Source organism: uncultured Succiniclasticum sp. (assembly GCF_902793885.1).
Taxonomy (GTDB): Bacteria; Bacillota; Negativicutes; order Acidaminococcales; family Acidaminococcaceae; genus Succiniclasticum.
In genome coordinates, this window is record NZ_CADBFF010000001.1 from 149862 (window position 1) to 163571 (window position 13710).

The window sequence follows — 13710 nt, forward strand, 5'->3', positions numbered from 1 at the left end:
AAAAGCAAGGCTGCACGAAAGAAAGGAGCGTTTACATGCCTAAAGATGTTTGTTGTCGGCTTCATGCGTTAAGAAAAAGTTCCGGTTACACGCTTGAGTACGTTGGTAACGCGATAGGCGTTACAAGGGCTACTGTCCAGCGCTACGAAAGCGGTAAAATCAAAAATATTCCATATGAGAAAATCAATAAATTATCAATATTGTTTCACGTGAGTGTAGCCTTCATTTTGGGTTGGTAAGAGAAAGTTGGGTGTAACATGGAGTTTTTAATCAAACTACTTACGTGGTTGGTAGCTACTCTTATCGTTATCGGTACTACTCTTGTAGCACTGGTGATGAAATACGGACTTGTCGCCCTGGCGATTTACTTAGTCTACCGTATCGGATGCTATGTGTTTGGAGGGTAACTGGTTATGGCAAAACGAAGCATAGACCCTTACGAGAAGCTTGCTAACGCCATAATTGAACAGGCCGTGACAGAATACAAACTTTTCGCAAAGAAAGTAAATTACAGGCTGGACTTAGAGAAATACCCTGAAATCAGAGATGATATTGTACCTTTCTTTCAGGGGAAGAGAGGAATATATGCCGTCCTTACTTCCGTCCCAGGGGAACGCGTACTTGAATATCTCCGGGAATGGAATTGGAGAAAGCGTTATTTTTTCCTGAAGAAAATGCTTGTACAGCTTCCGAAGACAATAGAGCAGGAAAAGTTTACCCGGGAAGCGCTGCCGGGACGGTTTAGCGAATTGATTATCAGATTCCATTACAAAGAAATCTCCGATAAAAAATTCATTAAATCAGCGAAAGGCATTACAAGCGCTTTCATAAGAACCGCACAAACCATACCGCTCTATACGGAAGAACTGTTTGAATACCAGCAGCAATTCCCGGAAATGGAGAAGGAAAAGGATAAGCACTTCCCAGTACAGGGCGAGCCTGTGGAACTGTCAGAAGAAGGCGGGCAGATCAGGAAGGCGATTTGTGCCGAAGTAGTAATTTGCAACAGGCACTTAAAGTCGGAAAACGTGATGACGCTCATGGGTATGGCGGCCAGCAAGGCCAGGCATAAGAAAGAAGACGTTCCGGTAACGCTGCATATGTCAGATGGTAAATCGGAAATTGTAGTGATTCACGTAGATGGTTCACAGACAACAGAAGGGACGGAAGCAAAGGTGGTGTGAGATGGTAATACTTGGAGATTTGCTTGAAATTCTGCATGATGTTACGAAATTAGAAGTATGGGCATACGATAACTACCGGCTACAGCATGAGTGGATTTTTGGCGAAGGTATAAAAGAAACTTACCACCAATGGCACAGTAGGAAGAAAGGCGAACTAAGCATTATTGACCGGAAAATAAATTTACATAATCGCCTAAAACGAAAAGAACCAAAAGTTTGGGAAGACGGATGGGATGTTGACAAGACAAGCATTCCGCAACAGATACTGAACACTGAAGTCACACACATTTTGTTAAGTGAGCGCGGCGGCTGTGATTCTCCCGGTGGTAGAGAATTGTTTGTTTACGTGAACATGGATGCTCTGACAGCCCAAACGCTAAAAACGGAACTTGCAACGGTAGAAAGACCATTGGAGTATGAAGATGCCGGTGAAGATGCAGAAAGCGGGATGAACAAATGACTGACAACAGAAGGGAAGGAGTGAGAGAAGTGCGTGTAAATGAGAGAATCCAAAAGATGTGCGAACTTGCCGTTGCAAAATGGGGATATGGTCCGCAGTGCGTAATTCTGATAGAAGAGTGCGCCGAACTGGTTAAAGAAGCGTGCAAGGTGCTTCGCGGAATGGAACGGCAAGAAAAATTCATCGAAGAACTCGCTGATGTTTGCGTTATGTGTAAACAGATGCAAATCGTTCTACAAGTTTCTGACGAAGAACTGGAAGCCCGCATGGAAGCGAAAATGCTTCGGACAATGAAGCGCGGCGGCATTAAAGTGTAATGCTTTACAAGAAGTGTTGCAACAGGTTTTCACAAGCCCCTGTCGCTTCCGGTTCCCTCCGCCGTTTCCGTGCACATTATTTAGGCGGATAAGAAGCATGTGACATAAAAGTGAATTCGTTTGGCATAAGGCGATTCCCCTCCTTACACATAGCTGCCGGGTTGGCAAGGCGGCGGGGGCTGCTGAAAGCCTGTTGCAAAGAAAAATACCGGGGTAGTAATCATGTTTAAGGACGTTTTAATCATGTCAACGGCGGCATGTGTAATTTTAATGGTTACAATGTACTCTTTGGTATATGCCGCAGCAAAATACATATTCAAAAATAAGTGGTGAAAGGAGGGAAGAAGAGAATGAAACCAAAAAGGCCGGTTCCGTCGGAAGCGCAGTACAGGATGATGGCGATGCGGTTCGCCGACCTGATTTACAAGGAGTGGTTCGAGAACGGCGGCAAGGAAAAGTATGAAAAGGAACACCCAAATTGGAGAGAGGAAGAGAGAAAATGAAAGAAATCGAAATCGGAAAAGTAAAGGTGCAATTACAGGATGATAAAACACCGGTTATCATTTGCACTCCCGACGGGGGCAATATGCACGCTTTGGTCAATGGCCCAAAAGGCTTATTAAAACAATCTGTATTCATGCTTTTGATGGAACTTTTTAAAGACGACAAACCGGCATTTGCTACGGCTTTGGAGTTATCGGCTGGCTTCGATTCAATTCAAGGCGAGTTCGGCCCGGACATCAGAATTGATGTTATCTATAAGGGTAAAAAATTTGATGACTACAAACCCGACGAAGAAGAAATTGCGCAGTGTGTTAAAGAACTTTTCGAAATGATGTTCAATAGAGTTACGGACTCAGTAAAGAAAGCGGAGGACAAAGATGCTAAAAAGGATTGAGAACATCTACGCTTACATCTTCGCCTGCTGCTGGGTATTCTTTGATTTTATGAAAGAAAAAACCGGCTGGATATGGGAAAGGCTGGACCGGTTCGGAGCGTGGATGGAATACCAGGTAGATCATAATGATTATTTGGCCGGATTCCTGCTGGCCTTGGTATTTTTTGCTATTCCGTACATCTTAGGCATTATCAGTATCGTTTTTGTGGAAGGGTGATTATCATGGAACTCTGTCCGGCAAACCAAAACGCAAGCTGTGCCATCGACCGGCACTGCGAAGACTGCGTTTACTATCCGTGCAAACACACTTCCCGCTATAAAAAAGGTTCCCCGCCGCCGAAAACAAACTGTTTCCGCTGCAAATATGCAAAGGCAGGAACCATGCAGGTCGTTTGTACTTTAGGAAAGTTGACAATATGACAAAGAAAATGACGTTCGGCGAGCGCCTGGTCATGTTAAGGAAAAAGGCGGGACTTACACAAGATCAGGTCGCTAAAAAGGCCGGTATCACACGTGAAGTCTACAACTCATACGAAAAGGGAATACGCACACCACGCCTGGAGTATCTCAAAAGACTGGCAGACGCACTGGAAACCGATTACAACGGACTGATAGGGGACTGGCCGTCGGTGCTGGACGTTAAGGTTCAGATTCAAGAAGCCATTAAAGATTTAGAGGAGTTGCGTGACTGTGAAATTGATATATGTTGCACATCCTTACGGCGGCAAAAAAGAAAATGAGGTTGCAGCCGACGTGGTTACAAGGATGTTACAGAAGAGGTTCCCGGAGCACTGCTTTGTATCGCCCATACATGCGATACGCGAAGCATACGACGAGAACACCACGGAAGAGGAATATTTTAACGGCATGAGCCACTGCATCACGTTACTTTCCAGGTGTGACGCTATGGTAGTGACCGGGGAATGGATGCAAAGCAGAGGCTGCCAAATAGAAGTCCTGATAGCGCGAAGCAAGGAAATTCCAGTAATAGATTTACCCTTCCTTGTGGCAATGGACAACATCACACTGGATTATTTTCTGAATGGCAGGGAAGTAATGTTCCCGAAAAAATAAAACGGCCCTGCGCTGGCACGCAGAACCGCTCACGAAAGGAACATGCCAAAAGCCGAACCCAACAAACTCTTGGCTATGTCACTCACATTTTAACATAAATCACGAAAGGAGTAAAGACACATGACTAAACCCAACTTAATCCTTACCGTGGCAGAAGCGGAAAAGGATCACGAGAAATGGCTGCAAGTCCGTAATCAGGGCATAGGCGGAAGCGACGCAGGTGTAATTTTGGGGCTGAATCCTTATAAAAGCCTGCTGTCCTTATGGTTGGAAAAAACCGGACAGGCCAAACCGGAAGACCTCTCCAACAATGAGCGCGTCTATTGGGGAGTGAAAAACGAAGGGAATATTGCAGATTATTTCTGTGAGAAGACGGGCAAGCACGTCCGCCGCTGTGGCACCATGCAACACGGGGAATTTCCCTGGCTGCTGGCCAATGTTGACCGCCTTGTTGACGGCGAACAGGCTGGCCTTGAAATCAAGACAGCTGGAGTAAGCCAGTACGAATTATGGAAGGGTGACGAAGTGCCTGACGCTTATTACGCCCAGTGCCAGCATTACATGTTGGTTACAGGATTCCCCATGTGGTACATTGCCGTTTTAATCGGCGGCAACGAGGGCATCATTAAAGAAGTTCCCCGGAACGAAGATTTTATTGCCATGCTGTTTGAAGCAGAACAGGAGTTTTGGAAGTCTGTTGAGGAACGCACTATGCCGGACGTTGACGGTATGAAAAGCACAAGCGAAGCACTGGCAGAGATGTACCCGCAGGCCAAAGCTGACAGCGTATTGCAGTTACCGTCCACGGACGAACTGGAAAAGATTTTCGCCGATTACGAACGGTACGATGCCATAATCGAAGATTCCAAACTGCTGAAGACCGAGTGCGAAAACAGGCTCAAAGTGCTGATGGGCGATAATGAAGTCTGCATTGTAGGAGACGGAGATACACAGCACAAGATCACATGGAAGAACGTAAAAGGCAGGACGACCATTGACGGAAAGAAACTGCAGAAGGAAATGCCTGATGTGTACGAGCAGTACAAGAAAGTCGGAGCACCGAGCCGACGCTTTGAAATCAAAAATAAAAAGGAGAAGGAAAAATGATTACCAGCAATGAGTTTATGGACAAAGCAAAGAAAATCGTTATGGACTACTTTAATGCGCACGTTGACGTGACCGACAAAAAGCAGATCACCATGGACGACGTTTACGTTGTGTGGTTCAGCAAAACTTTGCAAAACTGGAAAGCCCTGGTTAGCACCACCGTTTCTGACGGCATGTACTACGAAATCACCCACAATGGCGATAAGGGCGAAACTTATGTTGACGTTTACAAAAAATGGGAAAACTACAAGATTACAGAAGGGAGCAATTTATGATTACATTACAGCAAACAGTATCGCTGATGAACAGCCCTGATTACAAGGAGCGGTTTGTTGCGGAATACATGCAGACGAAAATCCGCTACATTAAGCTGCATAACATGGTTGTGAAGTATGAAGCCGGTACACTGGACTTCACGCCGAACTGCTCTTTGGAATTGCTGAAACATCAGAAATCTTTGATGGGTCAGTATTTGTACGACTTGGAACTCCGAGCCGAAATTGAAAAGGTAAACCTGCCGGAAATGGATTTTGTTATGGACAAGTACACCGGGGCAAGTAAGGAGTGATAATTATGGAATTGTATGTAGGAGCAAAAATCATTAAAGCAGAAAAAGCTCCGGCACCGCACGATTACGGCGAACACAAAACGGGCGAACCTGGTTATATGGTTGAGTACCCGGACGGTTATACTTCATGGTCCCCGAAAGACGTATTTGAAAAGGCGTATCACAAAGCAGATACCAATTTCATTTTCAACGTGAACGAGGACCCGGAGGCCACGAAATCGCTGGGCGAGTTTGGCTTTGACAATGCTATCCGGCTTCTTAAAAAAGGATTCAGGCTGTCCCGGAAGGGCTGGAATGGAAAGAATCAGTATATCGTTGTTGTGAATTGCCTGTCTTATGTAGATCAGGACGGTAAGGTTGTTAATTCTGACCATAAGGACATGGGCAATGCTGCCATTGCGTTTGTAGGAACGTCCGGCACGCAGGTAGGCTGGTTAGCATCACAGGCAGATATGCTTGCGGAAGACTGGGGAGTTTACGGAGGTAAATAAATATGGCAAGTACAAAAACAGGCGTAACGAAAATGACCGTTGCGCAGAAAAGGAATGAAGAAGTGAAATCCGGTAAACTGCAGATGCAGATTTTGTTGGATAAATACAAAGAGCAAATTTCAAGAGCGTTACCGTCCGTGCTCACGCCGGAACGCTTCGCCCGCATGTGCATGACCGCTTTGTCTGCTAACCCGCAGTTGTGCTTGTGTACGCCGCTCTCGTTCTTGGGCGCTGTCCTGAACGCTGCGCAGCTGGGCCTTGAACCCAATACGCCGTTAGGGGAAGCGTATCTGATCCCCTATAAAAACAACAAAAAAGGCGGCGTTTACGAGTGCCAGTTCCAATTGGGATACAAGGGCCTGATGAGCCTTGCATGGCGCTCAGGAGAGATTAAAAGCATTGAAGCGCACGAAGTCCGGGAAAATGACCTGTTCGAATATGAGTATGGGCTGAATCCCAGTTGCCGCCATGTTCCGGCACGCAAGGACCGTGGAAAGGTTATTTTCTACTACGCCATCTACCATACAGTCAGTGGCGGGTACGGCTTTGAAGTAGCCAGCAAAGAGGACATTATTCAGTTTGCGCAGGACAAGTCCAAAGCGTTCAACAACGGACCGTGGCAGACGGATTTTGATGCTATGGCAAAGAAAACCGTCCTTAAAGCTGCTCTGAAATATGCTCCGTTGAAATCTGAATTCCAACGTCAGGTTGCTTCCGATTCGACGATTAAGAACAATATCGCTGACGATATGACGTTGGTTCCTGACGAAACACCGAGAGACGAAGAAACACCGACGATCGACACCGAAGCAGCAGACGTAAATCAGATTCCCGAGCACACTGCACCGACAGAGATGGCAATGCCGGAAATGGACGCAATGCCCGCAGATATGTTCGCAGGAGTTCCTGCTGATAAATAAATTTTGGAATCGGAAGAAAACCCCGGCAGCACATCAGGATGTTGCCGGGGTAGGGAACGGGAGTAAGCTGCTATGGCTAAGAGAGAAAAACAAGATACCCTGGTCAGCCATAAATTCCTGCCGATATTTGACGCGCTGGCGAAAAAAGGAAAAACACAAGCTGTTGCGGAGTTGGCAATAGCTATTTTGCGCTATGACATTGACGGCACGGAACCGGAATTTTCTGATGATTCCATTTGGCTGACATGGGAAGGCGTAATCAAGCCATACATGGATGAGAACACGCAGGCGTATTATAGCGTCGGGGAAAAAAGGCGCAGAGCAGTAAATACGAGATACGAACAAAACGACAATATGAATACAAATGATACAAATGAATACAAAAGTAACATTTGTATTCAAAAAGACAATATGAATACAAATGTACATGATAATGATAATGATAATGACAATGATAATGATAATGGAGATGAATTAAAAGAAGAAGTACAAGAAGAAATCCCCGGCGTCTGCGAACCTCAGCCAGTAAGGCTTTATAGTGACAGCATAATAATCAGTGTATGGAACAGGCTTCCTTTGCCTAACATACTAAGCATCAGGGGGAAGAGAAAGGCAGCGTTGACGGCGCGTATCAAAGAATTTGGCGAAGAACAGGTAATGCGGGCGATACACAATATCGAAAACTCGCCATTCCTACTTGGCAACAATAAAAGCGGGTGGCAGATCACGTTTGACTGGTTCGTCCGTCCGAACAACTTTCAGAAGGTTTTGGAAGGCAACTACCTTGCAAGGGACGGTACAGAAATCAAGGATGAAGAAGCCCTGCCATTCTCGGAAGCGTTTTAGGAGGAGTAATGGCGGAAAAGAAAACGAAGTCAAGGCACTACAATGCCTTGGAGTATTTCTTCCTGCTGTACGGACAGGAAAAAGAAACGAGACGTATTGAAGCGTATGAACTGAAACTGCAGAACATACCGATAGACGTTTTAAAAGCCGTGCTGAATAAGCTGGTACTGACAAACAAGTTTCTGCCCAGTATCGCAGAAATTGTAGAAGCCGGACGCAACCTCATGGGCGAAGCGAACGGAACACGAACGAAAACATGGGCCGAAGCGAAGGAAGAAATCAAAAAGGGTGTTGAAAACGGATACCCTACGGAACAACCTCCGAAATGGAGTACACCGGAAATCGCATACGCCGTAAAGGTTTTTGGGTGGCGTGAATTGTTTGAAGTCACGGTGGAAGGGCAGGGAACGGCATACGCACAGTTACGCCGCTATTACGAGGACGCCTGTGCCCGGAGCCAGGAAAAAGCAATTAACGATTTTGTGCTTGATACCGCAAAAGGAAAAAATGGAAACCTGTTGCAAGGCCCTGATTCCATTTCAGAGCGATTACAGGAGCCGATACAACAAATTACTCGTGCCATGGATTTAAACGCGGCTATCGAGCCAAAACGGAAGAAAGAAGAGGTAAGAGAATGAGAACAGACCTGATTTTTAACAACAAAAACTTTGATACGTTTTTGGAACTGACATTTTTCCCTCAAAACATACCGTTCAGTGTTACGGTATCAAAAATCGCTGCTATTATTCCCCATCCCGAAAGAACGGATATCCTTTTGGACAGCGGCATTTTCATTAAAGTCAAGGAAAACAGGGAAGAAATTCTTGAACGCATCGAACACGCTTACAACATACACATATTAGGCGGGGTGACGAAAGAAAATGGAAAGTAAGGCCGTCGGGCAGGAAGAAGATGTCACAGTCATTGCAAAAGGCGAGAGTGCGGTAGCATTTCATAAAAAACTTATGGAAATGGCAGAAAAAGCTGCAAACGCAAAGAAAACACGCTTTGAAGTAATAACGGAATCGCCTGCCAGTTTAGCTGATTTTCTGATAGATGTACGTTGTAATGTTGGACACTATAAATACAACGAATATCCACCGGCAGACGATTACGAAGAAATGGAACGCTGGCTTAATGAGGAGTGTGAATGGGAAAAATGAAATGTCCGGTATGTCATGGAACCACAAAACGAAAAACCATTTTCGGTGATTATACGGAGTGCGGTTGGTGCAATGGAACTGGTGAAATCCAAACCAGGGAAGAATACATTCAGCATTGTTCCAGCGAGGAGTTAGTAGAGGAAATTTTAAACATTGCTCTTAACGCAAATTATCTGCATAAAAGAATTGCCGCAATTCCTCGTGATGAAGATGGTGCCGTTTTAACGAAAGATGTGTATAAGATAATTGCGGAGTGGTTAAAAGAAAGAAGCGAGAGAGGAGCACATCCACATGATGGAGTTTTATAACGGAACCTATCATACAGCACACAAAGAATACAAATGCGAGTGCTGCGGCAAGGTTATCCAAAAAGGCGAACGGTATAGCCGTGAATCCGGGAAATGGAACGGAGACTTTTTCGTGAGAATCCTTTGTGTTCCGTGCCGGGGAATGTTAGATCACTACTGCGCCGAGGTAGAACAAGAATTCATATGGGACGACGTGCAAGAGTTTATACGGGACGAACACTGCATGAAATGCGAAAAGGGCATCAGCGATGATGGTTGCGACCTGTGGGAATTTAACTGCCCGATTATCCGGGCGAAGTACGGGGGAAAGAGCGAAGAATGAGTACAACAGAGATTTATGCTTTTGGAAAAGATGGGTACGCCTATCTTTATAGCGAAACAAGAAACGCGTGGCGCGGTGGAATGGCAATTTGGCAACTGTTGGAAGAAAGGCATTTGCCTATGTACATCCCTGAATGGGTAGACGCAACACGTTGGTACAGGCCGGGGATGACAGACGAGGATATGATACGGCACATAGGTTTTCGCCCAACACGTTGTACTCCGCATTTTAAGTCCAAAAGAGATCCAATGCAAGACATTTGGGCACTACAACACAACAAAGAAATCCCCTTGCACGAAAGAATCTGTTTATATACGACACTTGACAAGGCATTGGTCAAGCGCGAAAACATCCCTGATGTCATTGAAGCATTTCGGAAATTTGGCGGGGAAACCAGCCTACCGGAACAGGCTGACATTTTAGAAAAAATGTTAAGTGAGCCTGACATTATCGCCGTAGGGTGGAATCAAACAAGCGTAAATGCTGATAATTGGGAAACATTAGGTGAATATGACGAAGAAAACGACGTGAATAAGCCTTATAACTGCCTGACAGGGAAAGAACATTTTTGGGTATTTGATGAGTTGGAACAGGAGGGAAAAAATGAGAATCATTGAGCCGAGTTTTGAAGTTATGCCGGTAAACGGCGAAGAAATCCTGAAGAACATTGAACGTGCAGGGCGTACCTGCTACAAAAGCGAGGATAAAATAACTGCTGATTCTGCCCGGAAGTTTGTCGCCGGCATCATCAAAAGCGGGCACGAGTCAGTAATCGAACATGAGAAGATTACCGTCCGTATCATCTGCGACCGGGGAGTTACCCACGAGATTGTTCGGCACCGTATTGCCAGTTATTCGCAGGAAAGCACCCGGTACTGTAACTACGCCAACGATAAGTTCGGCAACGAACTGACATTTATCCGCCCGTTCTACTGGAACGACGAACCGGAAAAGATGGAAGCATGGTTGTGCCACATGAAGCTGACAGAGGAAACCTACATGCGGTTAATAAAGTTGGGCGCTTCCCCGCAAGAAGCCAGGGCCATTTTACCGAACAGCCTGAAAACCGAGATCGTCGTTACCATGAATATCAGAGAGTGGCGACACTTCTTTAAAGTGCGCTGCAGTCCTGCCGCACATCCGCAGATGCGGGAAGTCGCAATTCCTATCCTGAAAAAGTTTCAGGAGATTATTCCGGTAGTGTTTGACGATATCAAAGTGGAGGAAAAATTATGAACCTAATACCGCTTATCGCCGAAAAGCTGGGCGTAAAAATAGGGGAAGTTTTTAGAGTAAAAGATAAAAGCGGAGTTTTTCAATACGATAATCTTTACAAATTTGAAAAAGACCGCCTTGTAACTGCCGAAAATAATCGTGATGTTTTATTAAATTGGGGAATGTCACACATAATAGACGCAATGGTTTGTGACTGCGTGGAAATTATAAAATTACCTTTTAGCCCAAAAGAAGGGGACACCTATTGGTTTGTTAAATTTGCGGATGATATAGAACCGTGTATTGGACATTTAACGTGGCACGGTTACACAATAGATTATTTGAACAAATACTGTGAAAACTGTTTTTGCACAGAGAAAGAAGCCGAACGTGAAAAATATAACGTGGCCGAAAAATTGACCGGAAAGAAGTGGATGCCATGACTCCAATGAATCCAATGGACATTGATTACGAAAGCATTTTGGATAATCGAATTTTGCGGGCGCAATGCCTTTTCTCTGACGTGATGGTAATACCGCGCTGCATGAAATGTGGCAGCTTTGAAATGGTCATTGATGCTACGCAGGCGACAAGAGAAGGAGTGATGTGTCTGAACCATTGCGGAATAAATCCTGATATGCCGGTCATAACAAAGAAAGTCATGCTGCCATACATGGCAAAAATAAAGTATTTTTGTAAAAACTGCGGCGCACACATGGAAACCACCACGTCGACGATCCCCGAAGGATACCTGCAATGGAATAAGGCGTGGCGTGACGAAAAAACGTGCGAAGAACGGCAAGCATACGCCGAGCAATTAAGAGCGGAGGAAGAAAAAAAACAGGCTATTGCAAGGAAATTTAGAGAAGAGTTTTTTATGCAGGAGGCGCTACGAACAAAAACGATACTAACCCTTATCAGGAAAGAAACATTACGGGCTGGACTGATTCATGTGTTTGTTCCCAGAAAGCAATGGCCAAACTGGCGATTCAGAAGGAAGTGGAAGAGATGAGACAATACTGCCGGTACTGCGCAAATCTCTGTATGGGCGATGCCGTGTATTGTAACCACAAGGGCGTTACGATGTCAGAAAAGTCCATATATCGCCCGAACAATTGCAAATACTACGATTATTGCGGGATGAATGAGAACAACGAACCGCATGTGCAGAGGGAACAGAAACGCAAAAACAAAATTGATAACATCAGTCTGTTTTAAAGAAAGGAGTGATGCACATGGCGACAATAATTACAGTCACAAACGCATACCAGCCGGACAACAGGCAGTTAAAAGACAGGATTATCTATGTGAATGCCGATAAAATATGCAGTTTTGGGTCAAAACGGTTTAGCAATAGCGGTAGCAGTTACTACGATAAACACTATGCTAATGCTAAAAGTTATATTTCGTTTAACCATACCGGCGAAGCGGATCTCTACGTCGAAGAATCACCGGAACAAATTGACAATATGATTTACTCCGCCGAGCACCCGCAATGTCAGCTTTGAGGTGGTGAAAAGAACGTGCAAAAGACAATAAGATGCCCAACATGCCACGGCAGCGGGCTTTATGGATATTATTCAACAGTCATAAACGGGTTTGTGGATTATGAGTGCCCGAAATGTAAAGGGAAGGGGAGAATAGAAATGCGGATCCACGATGCAATATCTATTTGCGGAAACATCTCTTCCAGCAAATACACGGACAAGGAAAAACTGGAAGCGATTCGGGTAGCCTGGAAGAGTGTTTCTAAAACGTCTTTAACAAAACCGAAGATGATGAAGGTAGTAGATTATTTATTAGAACAGTTGGAGGGAAAACAATGATGATGGATTTATTGGTTAAATTCATTACAGTCTTTGCAACAGGATTTGTGTACGGACTTGGCGCTATTGCGGCGTTCGCGGTTGTTTTACATTTCACGTGTCTTGATTTCCCGGGTGATGATTATGAAGACTTTTAATGTGACAGTGAAACATCCAAAGATTCCAGGCAGGACGGTTACGCCGGTCTTGGCGGAGAACGCTGACGAAGCAAAGAAGATAGTGTTCAATGACCTGATATTCCGGCACTACAAAAAAGAGGATTTTGTTATTGAGAGTGTTACGGAGGTGGGAGATGAGTAATTGGAACTGGCCGCAATGGCTTATGCTTGGCATGATACTTTTTCAATTTACTGCTGGTTGCATGAGAATGACGCAAAGCAAGGAAAAATATCTCATACAAGCTGCGAAACAGCGAGAAGAAGCTGAATTAAATCTTGTGATTCACACATTGGTAAACATTTTTGAGTGTTACGTTTTAGCGAAAGGCGGATTTTGGTGATGGTTGAAACTCGGTTACAAGAATTACAGACGCTGTGCGCGGAATGGCAGGAAAGGTTACATCTCCAGGAGTGGAATATCAACGTGAATATTTTGCCTAAAAACAGAATGGACAGCGAGGACACCGACGGCGAGATATGGCACAGCATAGAAAGCGTGGATGCTGCAATTAACCTTTTGGATCCGGCAGACGCAAGAGGAAGACAATGCCCGTATGATATGGAAGTGGTGCTTGTGCACGAACTGTTACACACGCTCTTCTTACCGTTTGCGCCGGAAGATGAAAATTCCTTGAAGCATAAGTTTATGGAGCGGGCGATTGAACGTATCGCTCATGTGTTGGTGGAAATGAAACGGGAGGAAGAAAATGCAAAACACCAGGCGCAATGCACAGATTCTCAAGCTATGCCCTCTGAAACGTGACAAGGTATGCTACCGGAAATGGGTAAAGGCCAGTGACAATAAAGAGAACCCGCTTCCGTTCGGATGGTTACTGTACGTGAAGAAACGGCT

The 13710-nt window shown here is 45.0% G+C and carries 30 protein-coding genes; all 30 read left to right on the forward strand.

Annotation, left to right across the window (positions count from 1 at the left end):
- Positions 1 to 35: 35 nt before the first annotated feature.
- The 30 genes from QZV31_RS00705 (at position 36) to QZV31_RS00850 (ending at position 13620) form a co-directional block, all read left to right on the forward strand.
- Entirely contained in the window at positions 36 to 239 is a 204-nt protein-coding gene (locus QZV31_RS00705; RefSeq protein WP_295356730.1) for a helix-turn-helix transcriptional regulator, read from the forward strand.
- 174 nt (positions 240 to 413) lie between these two features.
- Positions 414 to 1184 (forward strand): hypothetical protein, encoded by a 771-nt coding sequence (locus QZV31_RS00710; protein ID WP_295356732.1) that lies wholly within the window; start codon positions 414 to 416, stop codon positions 1182 to 1184.
- A 1-nt stretch (position 1185) separates the two neighbouring features.
- Complete coding sequence (locus QZV31_RS00715) at positions 1186 to 1644, forward strand: hypothetical protein (RefSeq protein ID WP_295356734.1); 459 nt, start codon at positions 1186 to 1188, stop codon at positions 1642 to 1644.
- Positions 1641 to 1961 carry a hypothetical protein gene (locus QZV31_RS00720; RefSeq protein ID WP_295356744.1) on the forward strand — a complete coding sequence of 107 codons (321 nt, stop codon included), beginning with the start codon at positions 1641 to 1643 and terminating at the stop codon, positions 1959 to 1961. Before QZV31_RS00715 ends, QZV31_RS00720 begins: the two co-directional genes overlap by 4 nt.
- A gap of 350 nt (positions 1962 to 2311) precedes the next feature.
- The gene (locus tag QZV31_RS00725) at positions 2312 to 2464 is read left to right on the forward strand and encodes a hypothetical protein (protein WP_295356747.1); all 153 of its coding nucleotides are present in this window, start codon (positions 2312 to 2314) and stop codon (positions 2462 to 2464) included.
- Positions 2461 to 2859, forward strand: a complete 399-nt coding sequence (locus QZV31_RS00730; RefSeq protein ID WP_295356749.1) for a hypothetical protein — start codon at positions 2461 to 2463, stop codon at positions 2857 to 2859. Before QZV31_RS00725 ends, QZV31_RS00730 begins: the two co-directional genes overlap by 4 nt.
- Positions 2843 to 3076, forward strand: a complete 234-nt coding sequence (locus QZV31_RS00735) for a hypothetical protein (RefSeq protein ID WP_295356751.1) — start codon at positions 2843 to 2845, stop codon at positions 3074 to 3076. Before QZV31_RS00730 ends, QZV31_RS00735 begins: the two co-directional genes overlap by 17 nt.
- A gap of 199 nt (positions 3077 to 3275) precedes the next feature.
- Entirely contained in the window at positions 3276 to 3599 is a 324-nt protein-coding gene (locus tag QZV31_RS00740; RefSeq protein WP_295356754.1) for a helix-turn-helix transcriptional regulator, read from the forward strand.
- Positions 3550 to 3933, forward strand: a complete 384-nt coding sequence (locus QZV31_RS00745; protein ID WP_295356757.1) for a DUF4406 domain-containing protein — start codon at positions 3550 to 3552, stop codon at positions 3931 to 3933. Before QZV31_RS00740 ends, QZV31_RS00745 begins: the two co-directional genes overlap by 50 nt.
- 120 nt (positions 3934 to 4053) lie before the next feature.
- The gene (locus QZV31_RS00750) at positions 4054 to 5040 is read left to right on the forward strand and encodes a lambda-exonuclease family protein (RefSeq protein ID WP_295356759.1); all 987 of its coding nucleotides are present in this window, start codon (positions 4054 to 4056) and stop codon (positions 5038 to 5040) included.
- Positions 5040 to 5315 carry a DUF6275 family protein gene (locus QZV31_RS00755; protein WP_366508668.1) on the forward strand — a complete coding sequence of 92 codons (276 nt, stop codon included), beginning with the start codon at positions 5040 to 5042 and terminating at the stop codon, positions 5313 to 5315. The genes QZV31_RS00750 and QZV31_RS00755 overlap by 1 nt, the downstream gene beginning before the upstream one ends.
- A complete protein-coding gene (locus QZV31_RS00760) occupies positions 5312 to 5608 on the forward strand; it encodes a hypothetical protein (RefSeq protein WP_295356765.1) in 297 nt (98 codons plus the stop codon). The genes QZV31_RS00755 and QZV31_RS00760 overlap by 4 nt, the downstream gene beginning before the upstream one ends.
- Before the next feature lie 5 nt (positions 5609 to 5613).
- Positions 5614 to 6099, forward strand: a complete 486-nt coding sequence (locus QZV31_RS00765; RefSeq protein ID WP_295356768.1) for a DUF2829 domain-containing protein — start codon at positions 5614 to 5616, stop codon at positions 6097 to 6099.
- A 2-nt stretch (positions 6100 to 6101) separates the two neighbouring features.
- The gene (locus QZV31_RS00770; RefSeq protein WP_295356771.1) at positions 6102 to 7019 is read left to right on the forward strand and encodes a recombinase RecT; all 918 of its coding nucleotides are present in this window, start codon (positions 6102 to 6104) and stop codon (positions 7017 to 7019) included.
- A gap of 72 nt (positions 7020 to 7091) precedes the next feature.
- Positions 7092 to 7865: a hypothetical protein gene (locus QZV31_RS00775; RefSeq protein WP_295356774.1), complete on the forward strand. Its 774-nt coding sequence runs from the start codon at positions 7092 to 7094 to the stop codon at positions 7863 to 7865.
- Positions 7866 to 7873: 8 nt separating this feature from the next.
- Positions 7874 to 8503 (forward strand): hypothetical protein, encoded by a 630-nt coding sequence (locus QZV31_RS00780; protein ID WP_295356777.1) that lies wholly within the window; start codon positions 7874 to 7876, stop codon positions 8501 to 8503.
- Entirely contained in the window at positions 8500 to 8757 is a 258-nt protein-coding gene (locus tag QZV31_RS00785) for a hypothetical protein (protein WP_295356780.1), read from the forward strand. Before QZV31_RS00780 ends, QZV31_RS00785 begins: the two co-directional genes overlap by 4 nt.
- The gene (locus QZV31_RS00790) at positions 8747 to 9028 is read left to right on the forward strand and encodes a hypothetical protein (protein WP_295356783.1); all 282 of its coding nucleotides are present in this window, start codon (positions 8747 to 8749) and stop codon (positions 9026 to 9028) included. The genes QZV31_RS00785 and QZV31_RS00790 overlap by 11 nt, the downstream gene beginning before the upstream one ends.
- A complete protein-coding gene (locus tag QZV31_RS00795) occupies positions 9016 to 9336 on the forward strand; it encodes a hypothetical protein (protein WP_295356786.1) in 321 nt (106 codons plus the stop codon). The genes QZV31_RS00790 and QZV31_RS00795 overlap by 13 nt, the downstream gene beginning before the upstream one ends.
- Positions 9320 to 9658 carry a hypothetical protein gene (locus QZV31_RS00800; RefSeq protein ID WP_295356789.1) on the forward strand — a complete coding sequence of 113 codons (339 nt, stop codon included), beginning with the start codon at positions 9320 to 9322 and terminating at the stop codon, positions 9656 to 9658. Before QZV31_RS00795 ends, QZV31_RS00800 begins: the two co-directional genes overlap by 17 nt.
- Positions 9655 to 10275: a hypothetical protein gene (locus QZV31_RS00805; RefSeq protein WP_295356792.1), complete on the forward strand. Its 621-nt coding sequence runs from the start codon at positions 9655 to 9657 to the stop codon at positions 10273 to 10275. The genes QZV31_RS00800 and QZV31_RS00805 overlap by 4 nt, the downstream gene beginning before the upstream one ends.
- Positions 10262 to 10894: an FAD-dependent thymidylate synthase gene (thyX, locus tag QZV31_RS00810; protein WP_295356796.1), complete on the forward strand. Its 633-nt coding sequence runs from the start codon at positions 10262 to 10264 to the stop codon at positions 10892 to 10894. The genes QZV31_RS00805 and thyX overlap by 14 nt, the downstream gene beginning before the upstream one ends.
- Complete coding sequence (locus QZV31_RS00815) at positions 10891 to 11316, forward strand: hypothetical protein (protein ID WP_295356798.1); 426 nt, start codon at positions 10891 to 10893, stop codon at positions 11314 to 11316. The genes thyX and QZV31_RS00815 overlap by 4 nt, the downstream gene beginning before the upstream one ends.
- Positions 11317 to 11321: 5 nt before the next feature.
- Positions 11322 to 11885 carry a hypothetical protein gene (locus tag QZV31_RS00820; protein WP_295356801.1) on the forward strand — a complete coding sequence of 188 codons (564 nt, stop codon included), beginning with the start codon at positions 11322 to 11324 and terminating at the stop codon, positions 11883 to 11885.
- A gap of 223 nt (positions 11886 to 12108) precedes the next feature.
- Positions 12109 to 12381, forward strand: coding sequence for a hypothetical protein (locus QZV31_RS00825; RefSeq protein WP_295356804.1), 273 nt, complete (start codon positions 12109 to 12111; stop codon positions 12379 to 12381).
- A gap of 138 nt (positions 12382 to 12519) precedes the next feature.
- Positions 12520 to 12699 carry a hypothetical protein gene (locus QZV31_RS00830; RefSeq protein WP_295356807.1) on the forward strand — a complete coding sequence of 60 codons (180 nt, stop codon included), beginning with the start codon at positions 12520 to 12522 and terminating at the stop codon, positions 12697 to 12699.
- Positions 12696 to 12836 (forward strand): hypothetical protein, encoded by a 141-nt coding sequence (locus QZV31_RS00835; RefSeq protein ID WP_295356810.1) that lies wholly within the window; start codon positions 12696 to 12698, stop codon positions 12834 to 12836. The genes QZV31_RS00830 and QZV31_RS00835 overlap by 4 nt, the downstream gene beginning before the upstream one ends.
- On the forward strand, positions 12823 to 12999 hold the full coding sequence (locus QZV31_RS00840; RefSeq protein ID WP_295356813.1) for a hypothetical protein: 177 nt from the start codon (positions 12823 to 12825) through the stop codon (positions 12997 to 12999). The genes QZV31_RS00835 and QZV31_RS00840 overlap by 14 nt, the downstream gene beginning before the upstream one ends.
- Positions 12992 to 13198, forward strand: coding sequence for a hypothetical protein (locus QZV31_RS00845; protein WP_295356815.1), 207 nt, complete (start codon positions 12992 to 12994; stop codon positions 13196 to 13198). Before QZV31_RS00840 ends, QZV31_RS00845 begins: the two co-directional genes overlap by 8 nt.
- Positions 13195 to 13620 carry a hypothetical protein gene (locus QZV31_RS00850; protein WP_295356818.1) on the forward strand — a complete coding sequence of 142 codons (426 nt, stop codon included), beginning with the start codon at positions 13195 to 13197 and terminating at the stop codon, positions 13618 to 13620. The genes QZV31_RS00845 and QZV31_RS00850 overlap by 4 nt, the downstream gene beginning before the upstream one ends.
- Positions 13621 to 13710 lie beyond the last annotated feature (90 nt).